Below are 17,919 nucleotides of genomic sequence, written 5' to 3' on the forward strand. Positions count from 1 at the left end.
CCTGAAGCATCCATACGGGCCGTCGGAAGGATGCCCCGCATGGGTGAGTGGGAAAGACGATCTACTCGAGCCAGTCCGTGACGAAGCGGTCGTTCGCGTGGATGTGGGTGGCGTTGTACGTGCCGCCGTCGAGCACCTCGAACCGGTGCGCGACCAGCACCGGTGCGACGAGCACCTGTCCGCCCGACGCCACGACCTGCTCGTCTCCCACGGTGAACAGCGCCCGCCCGGAGTGGATGAGGAAGGTCTCGACGTAGGGATGCCGGTGCAGTCGCGGCCCCGAGCCCGGCACAGCCGTGTACTCGCGGATCAGGCTCACGGGCGACCCGATCAGGTACCCCTCGATGTTCTCGTCGGATCCGATGAGTGCGGGCTGGATGGTCATGGCGCCTCCTTGGTCGCCGAGGCTACCGTGCCGGGGCTTCTCCCGCACGCGGTCGCGCCCACACGCTGCGAAGGAGATCTCGCGTTCGGGAGGAGGATCTCGGCCAGAGGCTCCTCCCGAGCGCGAGATCTCCTCCCGAACTCGACCCCGGGTCAGTCCGCGTGCACCGAGGGGTGGGCCCGCTCCAACGCCGCGCCCTCCATGTCGACGTTCGGCAGGATGCGGTCGAGCCATCGCGGCAGCCACCAGGCCGACCGGCCGAGCAGGTGCATGAGCGCGGGCATGAGCAGCATCCGCACGACGAAGGCATCGAGCAGCACACCGAACGCGAGGCCGAAGCCGATCGAGCGGATGAGCGTCGACTCCGAGAAGACGAAGCCACCGAACACCGCGACCATGATGAGCGCCGCCGCGGTCACGACCGAGCGTCCGGCCCGGAATCCCTGTGCCACGGCATCCCGGGCCGACGCGCCGTGCGCGTAGGCCTCTCGCATGCCGGAGGCGAGGAACAGCTGATAATCCATCGCGAGCCCGAACAGGATGCCGACGAGGATCACCGGCAGGAAGCTGAGGATGGGGCCGGTGCTGTGGAGTCCGATGAGCTCTGCACCCCAGCCGAACTGGAAGACGGCCACGATGAGGCCGTAGGTCGCGAACAGCGACAGCACGAACCCGCCGGTCGCGATGAGCGGCACGAGAAGCGACCGGAAGACCACGATCATGATGAGCAGCGACAGCCCGACCACGACCACGAGGTACAGCGGCAGCACGTCGGCGAGCGCCTCGGAGATGTCGATGTTGGTCGCCGCCTGACCCGCGACGCCGAGCGTGATGCCGTCGGTGGCCGGCAGCGAGCGGATGTCCTGCACGAGCTTCTCGGTCGAGAGGCTGTTCGGCCCCTCCGCGGGCAGCACCTGGAAGGCGAGCAGCGTTCCGTCGTCGGATGCAGCGATCGGCGCGACGGCGGCGACGTCATCCTGGTCGGCGAGCCGCTGCGCGATCTCGACCTGGGTCGCGAGCAGGTCGTCGTCGCTCACGGCCTCATCGAGGGTCGCGGTCACGAGGAGCGGTCCGTTCGCGCCTTCGCCGAACTGCTCGTCGACGGTCTGGAAGGCGCGATAGCTCGTCGAGTCGGCGGGCTCGCTCGATCCGTCGGGCAGGCCGAGACGCATCGACATCGAGGGGATCGCGACCACGAGCAGCGCGATCACGGCGACGAGCACCGTGACGATCGCGCGGAGGGTCGACATCGGCTTCACGGGCGTGCCGACGGCGTGCGGCTGGCCCACGGCCGCCCGCGCACGACGGCTCAGCAGACGGATGCCGGCGAGTCCGAGCACCGCGGGGGTGAGCGTGATCGCGACGAGCACGGCGACCGCCACGCACACGGCGCCGACCGTTCCCATGAGGCCGAGGAACGGCACACCGGTGACGTTGAGGGCGAGCAGTGCGACGATCACGGTCGACCCGGCGAACACGACGGCGGTGCCGGAGGTTCCGGTGGCGAGGCCGATGGATTCGTGCACGGGCGACCCCGCGAGCAGCTGCTTGCGATGCCGGTTCACGATGAACAGCGAGTAGTCGATGCCGACCGCGAGCCCGAGCATGACGCCGAGCACGGGCGTGACCGACGCCATGTCGACGACGCCGGAGAAGGCGAGGGATGCCGTGACGCCGACACCCACGCCGACGATCGCCGTGATGATCGGGAAGGATGCCGCGAGCAGCGATCCGAGCATGACGATCAGCACGACCGCGGCGAAGGCGAGGCCGACGGCTTCGCCGATCCCGAAGATCTCGGGCACGCCCTGGGCGATGTCAGTGCCGAAGTCGACCTCGACGCCGTCGATCGGCGCATCCTCGAAGTGCGCGATGGTCGCCTGCTTGACCTCTTCGGAGAGCTCGAGGCGCGGGTCCTCGAACGACACGTTCACGATCGCCGTCGATCCGTCGTCGGAGACGACCCCGATGCCGTTCGCCAGGTCGAGAAGGGTCGATCCGAGCTCGATCTGCTCTTCGTTGGTCGCGAGTTCGATGCGCGACTCCTCGAGGGTCGCCTGCTGGGCCTCGAGCTCCGCGAGCTGTGCGTTCAGACCTGCGAGCTGGGCATCGAGCGCGGCCATCTGCGCGGCGGGGGCGCCCGCGGACTCGGCCTGTGCGCGAGCGGCGGTGAGCTGGTCGAGGCCCGACTGCAGCTGGGCGCGTCCGTCGTCGATCTGAGCCTGCCCCGCATCCAGCTGGGCGCGTCCGTCGGCGAGCTGCTGCTGTCCGTCGGCGAGCTGCTGGGCCTGCTCGGCCTGCTGGGCCTGGGTGGCGAAGGGGTCGATGACGGCGGCGACCCCGCCGAGGTCTTCGGCGCTCGCGGCGAGATCTGAGATCTGCTGCTTCTGCTCGTCGGTGAACGCGCTGCCGTCGGCGGTGCGATACACGACCGTGCCGGTGCCGCCCGCGGTGTCGGGGAGCTTGTCGGCGAGCTGATCGGTCACGGCGCCGGAAGCGGTGCCGGGGATGTCGAAGCTGTTGCTCAGCGTGCCCCCGAGCCCGAGGAACGCGCCGACGCCGATGCCGAGGATCACGACCCAGGAGACGACCACCGCCCAGGCGCGACGTGCGGCGAACGAACCCAGACGGAACAGCAGTGAGGCCAACGCGATCTCCTTCAGTCATCAAGATCATACGGTGCGTCTCGTCTAGAGTTCTGTGGTTATCCTGAACACGTGGTGAACGAGCATCGGAGCGGCCCTGTGCGCAGCACGGCTGCCCGCGAGGCGATCCTCGACGCGACCGCTCGCCTCTTCCACAACCAGGGGTACGACCGGCTGACGATCGAGGGGATCGCGAAAGAAGCCGGCGTCGGCAAGCAGACCATCTACCGGTGGTGGCCTTCGCGCGGTGCGCTCATCGGCGAATGCCTGGCCGAGGGACGGCTGGTGCCGGTCGACCTCGTCGTGCCCGACACCGGCGATCTCGCGCTCGACGTCGAGACCTGGCTGCGGGGTGTGCTCGGGCTGCTCGACGCCCCCGAGGGCGGGGCACTGCTGCGGTCGCTGGTCGCAGCCGCGACAGAGGATGCCGGAGTCGGCGCCCATCTCGGTGAGAGCCTCGGCGTGGAGAAGTACCTCACGGAGCGGCTGCGCGCCGGCATCCGCGACGGGCAGCTCTCGCCCGATGCGCCCGTCGATCAGCTCGGACGAGCGATTCTGGGAGCGATCATCGTCGAGGCGCTCGGGCGCGAGGAGCACGACCCCGAGGCGCTCGTCCAGCTCACGCGATTCCTGTTCTCGCGGTGACGCCTGCCGCGTCGTTCGAGCTCAGAACTCCCAGTCGAGCGTGATCGTTCCCGGGCCGAAGTCGAACTCGGTGTGAGCGACCGACGTGCCGTTCAACCTCAGGTGGTGCGAGCGACTCGACTCGGCGGTCTCGACGGTCACGCGGCACACCATCGGCACGAGTGCGGAGTCGAAGATCGCATAGACCGTGACCTCGGAAAGACGACGCGGGGCGACGAAGGTGAGGTCGAGTTCCTGGGGGAAGTCGTCGGGGCGCGTCGACTCCTGCTCGGTGAGCGCGACGCTTCCCTGGGGGAGTGGCGCGTGCAGGCGCATGGTGCCGCGCAGCAGGGCGAGGTCGCGGTCGAGCTCGACATCGTGCATCGAGCAGCCCAGGGTTCCGCGCACCCGGGGCGGCTCGGCCTCGTGGTCGGCGATGAAGAACACGGTCACCTCCCGCGCGCCGTCGCGAAGGGACTGCCAGAGAGTGCGGTGCCGGGTGCGGATGACGCGGCCGTCCTCTCCGACGTCGGCGCCGATCGACCCCGACCGCGCGGTGAGCGCGGTGTCCATCTCAGTCGTGAACGCGGTGCACGGGAGGTGGGCGAGCGAGGCGTACGTCAACTGGGGGCCACGTCGTACTCGGCGGGGCGGACCGAGGGTCGCCTGCAGCTCGCCGTCGTCGAGGCCGATGAGCGACTCGAGCTCGCGGATCACGTCGAACGAGGCCGTGCGCCCGGGGTGCCGTGCGCCGGACTGCCACATCGACAGCGTCGCGACGCTCACGTCGTATCCGCGGTCGTGCAGACGTGACCGCAGCGCGTGCAACGACAGCCCGCGTTCGCGGATCGCTGCACGGAACGCCGTCGCGAACTCCATCCGATCGCCCCCTCATTCACAACTGAGGAGCACGGTAGTCAACGCGCGTTCACGGTGGATTCCCGCAGATGTGAACGCGGTGGAGAAAGGGGGAGAGCGAACCACCCGAACGCCGCTCTCCCCCGAGCCTTCCGGTCGCAGCGCCACGCCACCGGAAGGGTGCCCGAGCTTCTGGAAGACGGTCGCGCGATCCCCCGATCGTGCGCAGAAGCGTCGGTGCTGCAACGGTAACAAGGCGCCGTTCACTGTCGGCGACTCAGAGAGTGAACGTCGCGGAGAGGGGCTCTCAGCCGAGGATGAGGGTGAGCACGGTCGCGCCGCCGCCGCCCAGGATGAGCGCGACGATCACGACCCACGCCACCAGGCGGATGCGCCGGTTGCGGCGCTCGCCGAGGTCGCCGTAGTCGTCGTCGGGTCGGCTGAGCTCGCTCATGCGCCTACCGGCTCCGCGACCGTGGGGCCGAACGCCGCCGGCAGCGTGGCCTGCGAGCGCTCGCGGATCTCGGCGACGGGAACGGTGAAGACGTCCTGCACCTCGAGCTGCGGTTCGCTGTCGGTCACGCCGATGCGTGCGACGGGGTAGTTCCGTCCCTCGCACAGTCCGCGGAACTTCACGTCGTCCTCGCGCGGCACGGTCACGATCACGCGACCGGTCGACTCGGAGAACAGCGCGGTCGCGGCGTCCACGCCGTCACGCTCGAGGATCTCGTTCAGCCAGACGCGTGCGCCGACGCCGAAGCGCGAGACGCCCTCGGCGAGAGCCTGCGCGAGGCCGCCCTCCGACACGTCGTGCGCCGAGGAGACCAGCCACTCGTCGCGCGCGGCCGACAGCAGACCCGCGAGGCGCTTCTCGCCCGCGAGGTCGACCTTCGGCGGCAGGCCGCCGAGGTGCTGGTGCACGGTCTCGGCCCACGCCGAACCGGAGAGCTCGGTCGACGTCGTCCCGAGAAGGTAGATGTTCTGGCCCTCGTCCTGCCATCCCGAGGGGATGCGGCGCGAGACGTCGTCGATGATGCCGAGCACGCCGACGAGCGGCGTCGGGTGGATCGGCACGTCGCCGGTCTGGTTGTAGAACGAGACGTTGCCGCCCGTGACCGGGGTGCCGAGCTCGTAGCATCCGTCGGCGAGGCCGTCGACGGTCTGGCCGAACTGCCACATGACCTCGGGGTTCTCGGGCGAGCCGAAGTTCAGGCAGTCGGTGATCGCGGTCGGCACGGCGCCCGTGACGGCGACGTTGCGGTACGCCTCGGCGAGCGCGAGCTGCGCGCCCGCGTACGGGTCGAGCTGGCAGTAGCGGCCATTGGCGTCGGTCGAGATCGCGAAGCCCAGGCCGGACTCCTCGTCGACGCGGATCATGCCGGCGTCGTCGGGGAAGGCCAGGGCCGTGTTGCCGAGCACGTAGTAGTCGTACTGGTTGGTGATCCAGCGGGTGTCGGCGAGGTTCGGCGACGCCACGAGGTTCAGGAACTGCTCGCGCAGCTCGGCCGGGTCGTTAGACCGCGGGAGGCTCTCGGCGGCATCCGCCTGCAGTGCGTCGATCCACGTCGGATACGCGACCGGGCGGTCGTAGACCGGACCGTCGACCGCGACCGTCGACGGGTCGACGTCGACGATGCGCTCGCCCTGCCAGTCGATGATGAGGCGTCCGTCACCGGTGACCTCGCCGAGCACGGAGGTCTCGACCTCCCACTTGTTCACGACCTCGAGGAACGCGTCGAGCTTCTCGGGCGCGACGATCGCCATCATGCGCTCCTGCGACTCCGACATGAGGATCTCCTCGGCCGTGAGCGACGGGTCGCGCAGCAGCACGTTGTCGAGGGAGACCTTCATGCCGCTGTTGCCGTTGGCCGCGAGCTCGGAGGTCGCGCAGGAGATGCCGGCGGCCCCGAGGTCCTGGATGGCCTCGACGAGCTCGCCGCGGTACAGCTCGAGACAGCACTCGATGAGCACCTTCTCGGCGAACGGGTCGCCCACCTGCACCGCGGGGCGCTTGGTGGGTCCGCCGTCGGCGAAGGTGTCGGATGCCAGGATGCTGGCGCCGCCGATGCCGTCGCCTCCCGTGCGGGCCCCGAACAGGACGACCTTGTTGCCGACGCCGGTGGCGTTCGCGAGCTTGAGGTCCTCGTGGCGGAGCACGCCCACCGCGAGCGCGTTCACGAGCGGGTTGGCCTGGTAGACCGAGTCGAAGACCGTCTCGCCGCCGATGTTCGGCAGACCGAGGCAGTTGCCGTAGAAGCTGATGCCGCTCGTGACGCCGTGCACGACGCGGGCGGTGTCGGGGTGGTCGATCGCGCCGAAGCGCAGCGCGTCCATGACGGCGACCGGGCGAGCGCCCATCGAGATGATGTCGCGGACGATGCCGCCGACGCCCGTCGCCGCACCCTGGAAGGGTTCGATGAACGAGGGGTGGTTGTGCGACTCGGCCTTGAAGGTGACGGCCCAGCCCTCGCCGACGTCGATGACGCCCGCGTTCTGGCCCATGCCCACCATGAGGCGTTCCTTCATCTCGTCCGAGACCTTCTGGCCGAAGCGGCGCAGGTAGTTCTTCGACGACTTGTAGGAGCAGTGCTCCGACCACATCACCGAGTACATGGCCAGCTCGCCGGAGGTGGGGCGGCGGCCCAGGATCTCCTTGATGCGCTCGTACTCGTCGGGCTTGAGGCCCAGCGCCGCGTAGGGCTGCTCCTTCTCCGGAGTCGCGATCGCGTTCTCGACGGAGTCGGGGACGTGCTTGTGGGCAGGTGCAGGGGCGGTGGTCACGCGCACTCCTAGAGGAAGGGGCCGGCGGGGCGTCGTCCAGTCTACCGGGGGGATGCCGCCCCGAAGCGCTCCGCGAGCGTGCGGGCGGCCTCCACGAGAGCGTCGGGGCCGACGACCGTGAAGTCGGCGTCGAACCGTGTGACGGCGGCGAGCACGCCGACCCACGACCACGAGCCGATCGTCACGCGGCATGAGCTGTCGTCGACGGATGTCACCGTGCCGTCGACGCCCACCCACGGTGCGACCTCGTGTGCCGGGAGAGCGAGCACGACCTCGCCGATGCACGGCCACCGGTCGACGGACTCCGATCCCTTCGCGCGGGCCGCGAGGTAGGTCTGTGCGTCGACGGCGGGCAGGGGGCGCGGCGTGAACGAGGGCCCCGTGGGGATCCGCGGGGTCAGCCGGTCGAGACGGAAGGTGCGCCAGTCGTCGGCGTCGAGGTCCCAGGCGAGCAGGTACCAGCGTCCCCCGCGCGCCACGACGGCGTGCGGTTCGGTGCGTCGTGCGGGTCGATCGACATCGCCGTAGTCGAAGCGGAGCACGACCTGATCGCGTACCGCGGCGGTCGTCGCCTCCAGAACGGCGGGGTCGACTCGTGTGGCGTTCCCGACGCGCGTGAAGCGGATGCCGTCGATGCGATGACGCAGTCGAGACGGCATGACCTGCCGAACGGTGGCGAGGGCGCGGGCCGCCCCCTCGTCGATGTCGACGCCCGTCGCAGGGATGCTCTGCAGCGCGACCGCGATGGCCACGGCCTGGGCGTCGTCGAAGAGGAGAGGAGGCAGCTCGGAGCCGGCATCCAGTCGGTAGCCGCCGTCCGGACCCTTGACCGCGGTGATGCGGTAGCCGAGCTCGCGCAGGCGTTCGACGTCGCGGCGCACGGTGCGCGGCGTGACCTCGAGGCGGTCGGCCAGCACGGCACCCGGCCAGTCGCGTCGCGACTGCAGCAGCGACAGCAGGGTGAGCATGCGGGAGGAGCTGCCGGACATGACTCCAGTATGCGTCGAGTAGAGGACCGAAACAGACCTCTTCTGCTGTGATCGTGGACTCACGGCATCCCGCCGCACGATCCGACAGAGGAGCACCCATGTCCGTCATCACCACCACCCACCTCAACTTCCGCGGCAGCGCCCGTCAGGCGCTCGCGTTCTACGCGTCGGTGTTCGACGCGCAGCTCACGGTCATGACCTACGGCGATCTCGGGATGCCGGCGGGCGCGCCCGGCGCCGACAGGGTCGTGTTCGGCCAGATCGAGAACGCCGACGGATTCCGCCTCATGGCCTACGACGTGCCGGGAGCGGATGCCGGCGCCGAGGCGCTCGCCGGCACGACGCGTCGCGAGAACGGCACGACCGTGACCGACCGCACGTTCTTCCAGTCGCTGCGCGCGGAGTCTCTCGACGAGCTCGGCCCGCTCTGGGACGCGCTCGCCGACGAGGCCGACGTCATCGAGCCGCTCGCGGCGTCGGCGTGGTCGGCCGGATTCGGCATGCTCACCGATCGATTCGGCGTGACCTGGGTCCTGGACGTGCGCGCTCAGTGATGCGCTGAAGCAGCTAGACCTTCGTCGCGACACGCGCGACGAAGGTCTAGTTTTCTCTATCCATTTGGATATACAGTAGGCATGCGGCATCCGCGGGGAGGTGCGATGCCGTGCTGTGCGCCGAGGGGGCGCACGTATCTGGGGAGCTGTCTGAGCCCCTCGACGCCCTGGGGAGGGGACGACTCGATGTCCGAGTACATCGTGACGCGCTCGCGCGCGCGCATTTTCACGCTCTGGCTGGCCGGGATCCTGGTCGCGATGCTGGCGGTCGGAGGTCTGAGCACACCCGCCGCCGCTGCGGGCGGCAAGGTCACCGTTCTTCCGACCGAGTCGGGGAGCACCCACCAGGGGCTCCCGGTGCTGGTCGAGGGCGGCACGTACGGCTTCCAGCTCGGCTACGGAACGATGGCCGACGGCCAGGTCGTCTCGATCGGGCTCCCGAAGGGGATCAGCATCCCCGAGGCGGCCCTCGTCGTCCCCGCCGGCAACACCGCGGTGTCGTCGCTGGCGATCGACGCGTCCGGACAGCTGGAGGTCGCGTTCCGGTCACCGTTCCCGGCCGACGTCAACCAGGGCGTGCTCGACCTGAGCTTCACGATCTCGAAGGTCGAGACCTCCGAGGTCCGTGAGCTCGTGTGGAACGTCGACGGCGAGCGCACGACCCAGCGCGTGATCGTCACCACGCAGGGCGACAGCCCCCGCGCGACGCCCACGTCGACGAGCAAGACCGCCGGGTCCGTCACGTTCCCGCATACCGTCGTCGACGGCGTCGTGGCCTTCGACAAGAAGGCCCTCTCGGTCGAGATCCCGTTCACCGTCACGGTGTCGAGCACGGATGCACGCAAGGTCTCGCTGACCGACACGCTCGGCGAGGGCCTGGCGTTCGTGCCCGGGTCGCTGGCGGCGACCAAGACCGTGCGCGACGAGACCGACCTGAACCCGCGCACCTCGCCGGTCACCGGGCTGCCGGAGCTCTCGGGATCCACGCTCACGCACGCGTTCGCGGCCGAGGCCCGATCGGTCTACACGTTCACGTATCGCGCCCGCATCGCTGACGAGAAGGCGCTCGCCGCGGTGCGCGACCGCCTGCAGGTCTCATACGACAAGGTCGACAAGGTCGACGGCGGCAGCTACGGCGTGACGCTCACGAACACGGTCGAGGTGAACGGCGAGAAGCGCTCGACGAGCACCGGGATCTCCGGCTCCGTGCGCGGTCTGCAGCGACCGGCCGTCGCCACCGCGTTCAGCAAGACGGTCGATCCTGCGGCGGTCGAGCTCCCGCAGGGCACCGCCGCCGGCACCGCGCTCGGCGAGCGCATCCCGGTGACCTACACGCTCCGCGCCGACCTCACGGTGTTCGCCCCCTATGCGGGCGGGCCGTTCGCGCTCACGCGCAACGTCGTGATCCGCGACACGCTCTCGGACCAGATCTCGTGGAACCCGAAGGACGAGCGCTTCCTCGTGCTCACCGACGAGACGGGGCGACGCGTGCCGCTGACCCCGGCCCCGAAGCTGTCGGGCTGGGCGGAGTCGGCGATCGCCGCTGACGACCTCGTCGGCACGTACGCGATCTTCGACCGGACGATCTACATCAACATCGGCAAGGACGTCACGCACTCGTACACGCTCACGGCGACCGCGACGATCGACGCGCTGCCGTCGCGCACGAGCGAGGACACCCTCTACCGTTCGACGTTCCGCGCCGACAACAACGCCTACTTCGTGTACGCCGACGGCCGCTACGAGCCCAAGGGCGCCACGACGACGCTGATCGTGCCGAAGGACCTCAGCGGCGGCGTCGACGACGCGACGAAGTTCGCGAAGACGACGCCCGGAGCATCCACGACCGTGCCGAGCGGCACCTCGGCCACGATCCCGTACACCTTCACGGTGGGCGCGAACGTCGGCGACGCGACGAAGTCGCACATCACCGACGTCGTCGATCACTCCGTGTTCGATGTGACGGAGCAGACGCTGCCGGCCATCGCCGCGTCCATCTCGGGCACCTACGAGCGTGGGCAGAAGCTCGGCGCGGATGCCTTCGACGTGTCGCTCGACGCCGACGGCAACCTCGTGATCGCCCCGAACGCGGCGTTCCCGACCGCGCCGGCGCGGGGCGTCAAGGGTGCGGCGCCGTCGACCGGCGCCTGGAGCATCACCGTCGGTATCCCGACGAAGGTGCTGCAGGGCAAGCAGACGCTCGACGTCGTGAACGCCGCGCGCTACTCGGGAGCGGATCAGCAGGTCGTGTTCACGTCGCGCTCCACCACGACCGCGACGAGCTTCGGCAACGAGATGGAGGTGCGCAAGCGCGTCTACGACGCCGCGGGCGACACGTTCACGAGCAACCTGCGCGTCGAGACCGACGAGCGCGGCGACCTCGCGCAGGACGAGTTCGTCTACCGCGTCGAGCTCCTGCCGCACGGCACCTTCACCACGATGGTGGACGACGTCGTCGACGTGCTCCCCGCGGGCGTCGAGTTCGTCGGCTTCGTGGCACCCGACGGCGTCGCCGCGGGCACCACGGTCAAGGGAGACCGCTACGCGATCCCCGGATCGCGGATCGTCGCCGCGTACGACGCCGAGGCGAACACCGTGACCATGGAGCGTGGGCGACTGACCGCCGGCGCGACCGTGACCCTGTACTTCATGGCGCGGATCGTGGATCACACCGCGAACGTCGGGATCACGAACATGATCGGTGCCACCGGTGCGACGATCACACCGACCAACGACTACCCGCTCTCGCTGCTCAAGCGCGACAGCACCGACTCCACGACGCTGATCACCGACGACCGGGCACGCTTCTCGGTGCTCGCGGCCGACGGCAGCTCGGTGGTGCTGGGCGATCTGCGTGTGACGGACGGACGCATCGTGACGGCCGAGGGCGAGACGCCGGTCGTCTCCGAGACGGGTGACTACTGGCTGCGTGAGGACACCGCTCCGCGCGGGTACCTGCGCTCGTCGGAGCTGCGTCCGATCACGGTCGGCGCCGACGGGGCATCGGCCGACGTGGTGCTCTTCAACACCCCGGAGCCGACGATCGACGGCGCGGCGACGTACGCGATCGGCGACCTGGTCTGGATCGACGCCGATGAGGACGGCATCCAGGGTGACGACGAGCAGGTGCTGCCGGGCGTGCAGGTCGACCTGCTGGTCGACGGCGACGTCGTCGCGACGACCACGACCGACGACCATGGCCGCTACCTGTTCGACGAGCTGGCAGCCGGCGAGTACCAGGTGAAGTTCACCCTCACCGGGGAGCTGCATGCGACCTACCGCCTCACGTTCGTCGACCACGGAGACGACGACGCCTCGGACTCGGATGCCGATCCGCCCACCGGGTACACGCAGACCATCGTGCTCGGCGCCGACAACGACCGACTGACGCGCGACTACCCGTGGGCAGAGGTGCGGGCGACCGCGGGCATCGATCCGACGTGGGATGCCGGTGTCAGCGTGCGCGGACCAGAGGTCGTCGAGTCCGAGGGTCCCGGGACCGGAGGATCCGGCACGGGCGGACCCGTGACCGGGCGCGGGGAGTCGGGCGTCGTGGATGCCGCGTACCCCGGCACGCCGACGGTCGGCGCGCTCGCCACGACCGGCGGCAGCGCCCCTTTCACCATCGTCGGCATCGCGCTGTTCCTGCTGCTGTCGGGGGCATCGATCTTCTTCTGGAGGCGTCGCACGGTCTGATCGCCGGGCCGCACCGGTCGCTCCCTGCGGGTGGCGGCCGGTGCCGCGCGTGTCGTCTCACTCGGCGGGCGAGGTGCCTTGGTCGCCCGCGGTGGCGGCGACGACCTCGAGCGGTGCGTCGACGGGTCGCCGCCGCACGGCATCCGCCATCATGAGACGCCCCGCGGCGTGCGAGACCTCGCGGGCCGTGGGGCGCTCTGCCGGGTCGAGCCGGGTCATCGTCTCGAGCAGGTCACGCCATGCGGGGTCGAGGTCGTCGGGGATCGGCGGCGGGGTCACCGATCGCGCCGCGGCGGCGCCGCGCCCGGTCGCGCCGATCGGGTAGGTCGGCCGGCCGGTGAGCGCCTCGAGCAGCACGAGGCCCAGTGCGAAGACGTCGACCGGGGTGTCGGGCTCCGCGTCGCGCAGGGTCTCCGGCGCCAAGTACGTGAACGTGCCGAGCACGATCCCGGGAGACGTCGTGCGGGGTGAGCCGACCATGCACGCGATCCCGAAATCGGCGAGCTTGGCGGTTCGCGGGCCACCGCCCGGCCCGCGGCCGAGCAGCACGTTCGACGGTTTGACGTCGCCGTGCACGATGCCCAGCGCGTGCACGACCGCGAGCCCCTCTGCCAGGTCGCGTGCGAGTCGGGCGACCTGTCGCGCCCGCATCGGGCCCGTGCGCAGACGACGCGCGAGTGTCGGGCCGTCGACGAACTCCATCACGAGGTAGCGCGGGCGATCGGGGGTCAGCAGGGCATCGAACAGCGTCACGATCGACGGGTGGTTGACGGCGGCGAGGAGCGCCTTCTCGTTGTGGGCGCGAGCGGCGAACGCCGCGGAATCCCCGTCATCGTGCAGCATCTTGACCGCGACGGTGCGCTGCAGACGCGTGTCCTCGGCGCGGTACACGGTGGCCATGCCGCCCCGACCCAGGGGCTCGCTCAGCACATAGCGGCCGTCGAGCAGTGCCTCGGTCTCCGTCAGCACCTCGAGGCTCATCGGGCGCTCCGGTCGGAGACAGTCGTGTCGAGCATGATCCTGACGGTACGGCCCGCGGATCCGTGGGTCACCGGCCTTGACCTGCGGCGCAGAACCTGAGTCTTTCCAGCGAGCATCCCGGTATCTCGGAATCCAGGCGCAGTCGCGCGTATCCGATCCCGCGTCACATGACTACCGTCAGACCAGGCCTCCGCTCTCCGCGGAGTCTGCGCGTGGATTGCAGCGTCGATCGCTGCGGTCGTGACTCGGTCGGCGTCGTGAATGAGGTGGAGAGTATGCGTATCAGGTCGCTCGGAGCGAAGATCGGCATGGTCGTCGTGGCCCTCGTGCTCGGATCCATGATCACGGTGGTCATCGCCGCGGGGAACAGCGTCTTCGGCGCCTACGTCGCGAGCGTGGCCGTCCTCGTCGCGCTGGTGATCTTCGCGGCGCGGACGTTCCGAGGTCCGAAAGAGAGCTCGCTGCCCCGGCCGTGGTGGCAGATGACGGCGGGAGCGAAGTCGAGCGCCGTGCTGGCGGCAGTCTTCGTCCTTCAGGCGGCGCTCATGCTGTTCCGTGCGTCGGGCACTCCGCTTGCGCCGACCGGCACCCTCAGCGCGCTGGTGTTCCTCGCGATCGCCGCGGCATATCTGCACTCGGCGTTCCGGCTCACGCGTGAGTCGTGGTCGCCGCCCACCTGATACGGGTCGCGGCGGGTCGCGGCGCGACCCGGCGCGACCCGCCATCGACGGCGTGGACAGTGTCAAGGGGGTCGGCGGTGTCGGTGGTCCCCCGTAGAAAGGAGGAGACGGAGAGGACGAGACACATGACCGCAGGGGACATCGAGACCTTCCAGCGCGACGGGATCTGGTTCAACCGGATCGAGGGCGAGTCCCGCACGCTCGGCATGAGTTTCTCGTCGCAGGACGATGCGGTGAAGGTCGGTCGCGGAGCGGCGACCGCACGTCAGGTCGCGCACACCGTCCGCACCGAGGAGGGCCCGTCCGACACCGGTTCCCTGTACGACTGGCATCCGCGCGAACTCATGAACTGATGGGCGCCCGCGAGACGAGCACACCGCCGGCGCTGCTGCAGGTGTGCATCAACGGCGCTCAGGATCTCGCGCAGCATCCGGCGCTTCCTGCGGATCCGCAACTCGCCGCAGTCGACGCCGAGAGGGCGGTGGCCGCAGGCGCCGGAGCGATCCACATGCATCCCAAGGACACCGGCGGTCGAGACAGCATGGCCGCCGAAGACGTCGCTGCGTGGGTGCGCGCGCTCCGCGCCGCATGTCCGGGGACACCGCTCGGGGTGACGACCGGGGCATGGATCCACCCCGACGCCGACCGCCGTGTCCAGGCGATCGCCCGGTGGACCGAGCTTCCCGACTTCGCCTCCGTGAACTGGCACGAAGCCGGCGCGGCACGCGTCGCCGAGATGCTGCATCGGCGCGGCGTGCGCATCGAGGCGGGGATCTGGGATGCGACGGGACTCGCGGCGTGGCGGGAGTCCCCTCTCCGCGGAGAATGCCTGCGTGTGCTCATCGAGCTCCCCGATGAGGCGGCGGACGTGGTGCGCGGTCATGCGCAAGGCCTCATCGCGCACGTGCGGGCGGAGGAACCGGACATCGCGATCCTGCTGCACGGAGAAGCGCGCTCCGCATGGCCCGCGTTCGCTCTGGCGGCCGAGCTCGGACTCGAGTCGCGGATCGGACTCGAAGACACGCTCACGCTTCCCGACGGGCGCCCGGCCTCGGACAACGCCTCGATCGTGCGCGCGGCGCGATCGCTTAGGGAAGCGCTCTGACGGCGTCACGGATCGACACGGGGGATGCGCCAGTGGGAGCGTGTTCGTAGGGTGGAAGCTCCCCCTCGAAGGAGCCGCCATGACCCGTGACCTCACCGCGAGCGCGACGTCGCGATGTCGCGAGGCTCGCTGAGAACCGTACGCGATGACCGACGCGCAGCGCCCGCATCCCTTCGACACGCGGACCCGGTTCGACCTCGACCGGCCCGAGAGTCGCAAGTGGAGTCTGCACCCGGGGCGTATCGGAGCCTGGGTCGCCGAGATGGACTTCGGGGTCGCCCCCGAGATCGCGGCGGCGATGCATCGGGCGATCGACGAGGAGACCCTCGGGTACCTCTCTCCGCCGCTCGCGGCCGAACTGGGCCGCGCGACCGCCGACTGGATGCGCGACGAGTACGCGTGGGCCGTCGACCCCGAGAACGTGCACCCGGTGTCGGATGTCATGGCGGCGCTGCGCGTCGCGGTCGAGCAGTACGCGCCCGCCGGGTCGCCGGTGATCGTGCCGACCCCCGCGTACATGCCGTTCCTCACCTTCCTCCCCACGATCGGGCATCCGGTCGTCGAGGTGCCCGGTGTCGAGGTCGACGGACGCTGGCACCACGACCTCGAGCGCATCGACGAGGCCTTCGCGGCGGGTGCGCGCACCCTCGTGCTGTGCAACCCGCACAACCCGACCGGCACCGTGGTCGAGCGCGACGAGCTCGAGGCTCTGGCCGAGATCGTCGAACGTCACGGCGGTCGGGTGTTCGCCGACGAGATCCACGCGCCATTGCGGTTCGACGCGCGTCCGTTCACGCCCTATGCCTCGCTCTCGGAGGCGACAGCCGCGCACACCGTGACCGGCACCAGCGCGTCGAAGGCGTGGAACATCCCCGGACTCAAGGCCGCGCAGCTCGTGCTGTCGAACCCGATCGACCAGGAGCAGTACCGCCGGTTCGGCTTCTCGGTGCAGCACGGCGCCTCGACGCTCGGGGTGGTCGCCTCGACGGCCGCGTACCGGGAGGGACGACCGTGGCTCGACGGGGTGCTGTCGTACCTGGCGGAGTCGCGGCACCTGCTCGGCGCGCTCGTCGCCGAGCGCCTGCCCGGAGCCGTCTACCGCGAACCCGAGGCCACCTACATCGGATGGATCGACACCGCCGCCCTCGCGATCGACGGCCCGCCGGCGGCGTTCTTCCGCGCGCGGGCCGGCGTCGTGCTGACCGACGGTGCGCTGCTCGGGCGGGGGTACGAGGACTTCGTGCGGATCGTGTTCGCGACCCCGCGACCCGTTCTCGCCGAGGCGCTCTCCGCGATGGGCGATGCCGTGCGGCGCGGCTGAGCCCACGGCATCCCTCTCTCGGTCGTTGAGCGAGCGTCAGCGAGACGAAACGCGGTGACCTGCCCTGAAGCGAATGACGCGCGCCACCACTTGGCCCATCCCCGCGCGCGTGTGAGGATGACGGCATCCCCTGCCCCGCGATGGAAGGAACCTCATGCAGCTCGCGATGATCGGACTCGGACGGATGGGCGCCAACATCGTGCGCCGGCTCATGCGGGCGGGGCACGAGTGCGTGGTCTACGACGTGAACGCGGATGCCGTGCAGGCGCTCGTCGCAGAGGGTGCGGTCGGCGCCGACAGCATGGCCGATCTCGCGTCGAAGCTCGAGGCTCCGCGTGCCGTGTGGATGATGGTGCCGGCGTCGCTCACCGGGAAGGTCGCCGACGATGCGGCCGCGGTGCTCGACGAGGGCGACATCCTCATCGACGGCGGCAATTCGAACTACCGCGACGACGTGCGTCGGGCCGCGGCGCTGCGCGAGCGCGGCATCCACTACGTCGACGTCGGCACGAGCGGCGGCGTGTTCGGGCTCGACCGCGGCTACTGCCTGATGGTCGGCGGGTCCGACGAGGCCGTGCAGCACCTCGAGCCCGTTCTGCGCACGATCGCTCCGGGCGTCGGCGAGATCGAGCGCACGCCCGGCCGTACCGGCGACCTCGGCCCCGAAGAGCAGGGCTACCTGCACTGCGGCCCGTCGGGCGCCGGGCACTTCGTGAAGATGGTGCACAACGGCATCGAGTACGGCATCATGGCGTCGATCGCCGAGGGGCTCAACATCCTGCACAACGCGGATGCCGGGGTGCGCGAGGCCGAGCACTCCGCCGAGATCGCGCCGCTGGAGGAGCCGGAGTTCTACCAGTTCCCGATCGACACCGGCAAGGTCGCCGAGTTGTGGCGCCGCGGGTCGGTCATCTCGTCGTGGCTGCTCGACCTGACGGCCGCCGCGCTCGCCCAGAACCCCACGCTCGACGGTCTGGCCGGTCGGGTCTCCGACTCGGGCGAGGGGCGGTGGACGGTCAAGGCCGCGGTCGACGTCGGTGTGCCGGCGCCGGTGCTCGCGGCATCCCTCTTCGAGCGCTTCGCGTCACGCGGCGAAGATCACTTCGCGAACCAGGTGCTCTCGGCGATGCGCCTGCAGTTCGGCGGTCACCAGGAGCTCCCCGCGGGAGACGTGCTCGAGGCCGGTGCGCGCAAGGCGGAGTCCGCGTAGGGTCGCGAGGCGGCGCCCGAGGTCGCCGCCCTCGCCATAGATGGAAAATGCTCCGGAAGCGCCTTCTTCCGGAGCATTTTCCATCTCTCA

Annotated in this window: 15 protein-coding genes; 8 read left to right on the top strand and 7 right to left on the bottom strand. The window is 70.1% G+C overall.

What is annotated here, in order from left to right; genetic code table 11:
• Window positions 1-61 precede the first annotated feature (61 nt).
• Complete coding sequence (locus tag ACIPYT_RS05490) at window positions 62-385, bottom strand: cupin domain-containing protein (protein ID WP_401071418.1); 324 nt, start codon at window positions 383-385, stop codon at window positions 62-64.
• 152 nt (window positions 386-537) lie between these two features.
• Window positions 538-3,033 carry an MMPL family transporter gene (locus ACIPYT_RS05495; RefSeq protein WP_401071420.1) on the bottom strand — a complete coding sequence of 832 codons (2,496 nt, stop codon included), beginning with the start codon at window positions 3,031-3,033 and terminating at the stop codon, window positions 538-540.
• A gap of 69 nt (window positions 3,034-3,102) precedes the next feature.
• Between ACIPYT_RS05495 and ACIPYT_RS05500 the strand changes: the two genes are divergently transcribed.
• Window positions 3,103-3,675, top strand: coding sequence for a TetR/AcrR family transcriptional regulator (locus tag ACIPYT_RS05500; protein ID WP_401071422.1), 573 nt, complete (start codon window positions 3,103-3,105; stop codon window positions 3,673-3,675).
• Between the two features lie 21 nt (window positions 3,676-3,696).
• Here the strand turns inward: ACIPYT_RS05500 and ACIPYT_RS05505 are convergent, their stop codons facing one another.
• From ACIPYT_RS05505 to ACIPYT_RS05520, 4 genes are all read right to left on the bottom strand, one after another.
• A complete protein-coding gene (locus ACIPYT_RS05505) occupies window positions 3,697-4,533 on the bottom strand; it encodes a hypothetical protein (protein ID WP_401071424.1) in 837 nt (278 codons plus the stop codon).
• 286 nt (window positions 4,534-4,819) lie between these two features.
• Window positions 4,820-4,966 (bottom strand): hypothetical protein, encoded by a 147-nt coding sequence (locus ACIPYT_RS05510; protein WP_401071426.1) that lies wholly within the window; start codon window positions 4,964-4,966, stop codon window positions 4,820-4,822.
• Window positions 4,963-7,293, bottom strand: a complete 2,331-nt coding sequence (gene purL / locus ACIPYT_RS05515) for a phosphoribosylformylglycinamidine synthase subunit PurL (RefSeq protein ID WP_401071428.1) — start codon at window positions 7,291-7,293, stop codon at window positions 4,963-4,965. The genes ACIPYT_RS05510 and purL overlap by 4 nt, the downstream gene beginning before the upstream one ends.
• 41 nt (window positions 7,294-7,334) lie before the next feature.
• Entirely contained in the window at window positions 7,335-8,282 is a 948-nt protein-coding gene (locus ACIPYT_RS05520) for a helix-turn-helix transcriptional regulator (protein ID WP_401071430.1), read from the bottom strand.
• A 98-nt stretch (window positions 8,283-8,380) separates the two neighbouring features.
• Between ACIPYT_RS05520 and ACIPYT_RS05525 the strand changes: the two genes are divergently transcribed.
• Together ACIPYT_RS05525 and ACIPYT_RS05530 are read left to right on the top strand one after the other, a co-directional pair.
• A complete protein-coding gene (locus ACIPYT_RS05525; RefSeq protein ID WP_401071432.1) occupies window positions 8,381-8,836 on the top strand; it encodes a VOC family protein in 456 nt (151 codons plus the stop codon).
• 186 nt (window positions 8,837-9,022) lie between these two features.
• Window positions 9,023-12,532 carry an SdrD B-like domain-containing protein gene (locus ACIPYT_RS05530; RefSeq protein WP_401071434.1) on the top strand — a complete coding sequence of 1,170 codons (3,510 nt, stop codon included), beginning with the start codon at window positions 9,023-9,025 and terminating at the stop codon, window positions 12,530-12,532.
• Window positions 12,533-12,589: 57 nt separating this feature from the next.
• Here ACIPYT_RS05530 and ACIPYT_RS05535 read toward each other — a convergent pair whose 3' ends face one another.
• Window positions 12,590-13,513 carry a serine/threonine-protein kinase gene (locus ACIPYT_RS05535; protein ID WP_401071436.1) on the bottom strand — a complete coding sequence of 308 codons (924 nt, stop codon included), beginning with the start codon at window positions 13,511-13,513 and terminating at the stop codon, window positions 12,590-12,592.
• Window positions 13,514-13,788: 275 nt separating this feature from the next.
• Between ACIPYT_RS05535 and ACIPYT_RS05540 the strand changes: the two genes are divergently transcribed.
• From ACIPYT_RS05540 to gnd, 5 genes are all read left to right on the top strand, one after another.
• Complete coding sequence (locus tag ACIPYT_RS05540) at window positions 13,789-14,193, top strand: hypothetical protein (RefSeq protein ID WP_401071438.1); 405 nt, start codon at window positions 13,789-13,791, stop codon at window positions 14,191-14,193.
• 125 nt (window positions 14,194-14,318) lie between these two features.
• Window positions 14,319-14,546: a DUF2188 domain-containing protein gene (locus ACIPYT_RS05545; RefSeq protein WP_401071440.1), complete on the top strand. Its 228-nt coding sequence runs from the start codon at window positions 14,319-14,321 to the stop codon at window positions 14,544-14,546.
• Entirely contained in the window at window positions 14,546-15,298 is a 753-nt protein-coding gene (locus tag ACIPYT_RS05550; RefSeq protein WP_401071442.1) for a 3-keto-5-aminohexanoate cleavage protein, read from the top strand. The genes ACIPYT_RS05545 and ACIPYT_RS05550 overlap by 1 nt, the downstream gene beginning before the upstream one ends.
• A gap of 145 nt (window positions 15,299-15,443) precedes the next feature.
• Window positions 15,444-16,619 carry a MalY/PatB family protein gene (locus tag ACIPYT_RS05555; protein WP_401071444.1) on the top strand — a complete coding sequence of 392 codons (1,176 nt, stop codon included), beginning with the start codon at window positions 15,444-15,446 and terminating at the stop codon, window positions 16,617-16,619.
• Between the two features lie 154 nt (window positions 16,620-16,773).
• The gene (gene gnd, locus ACIPYT_RS05560; RefSeq protein ID WP_401071446.1) at window positions 16,774-17,829 is read left to right on the top strand and encodes a phosphogluconate dehydrogenase (NAD(+)-dependent, decarboxylating); all 1,056 of its coding nucleotides are present in this window, start codon (window positions 16,774-16,776) and stop codon (window positions 17,827-17,829) included.
• The last annotated feature ends 90 nt before the right edge of the window (window positions 17,830-17,919 follow it).

This window comes from Microbacterium sp. NPDC089695, assembly GCF_044749085.1.
Taxonomy (GTDB): Bacteria; Actinomycetota; Actinomycetes; order Actinomycetales; family Microbacteriaceae; genus Microbacterium.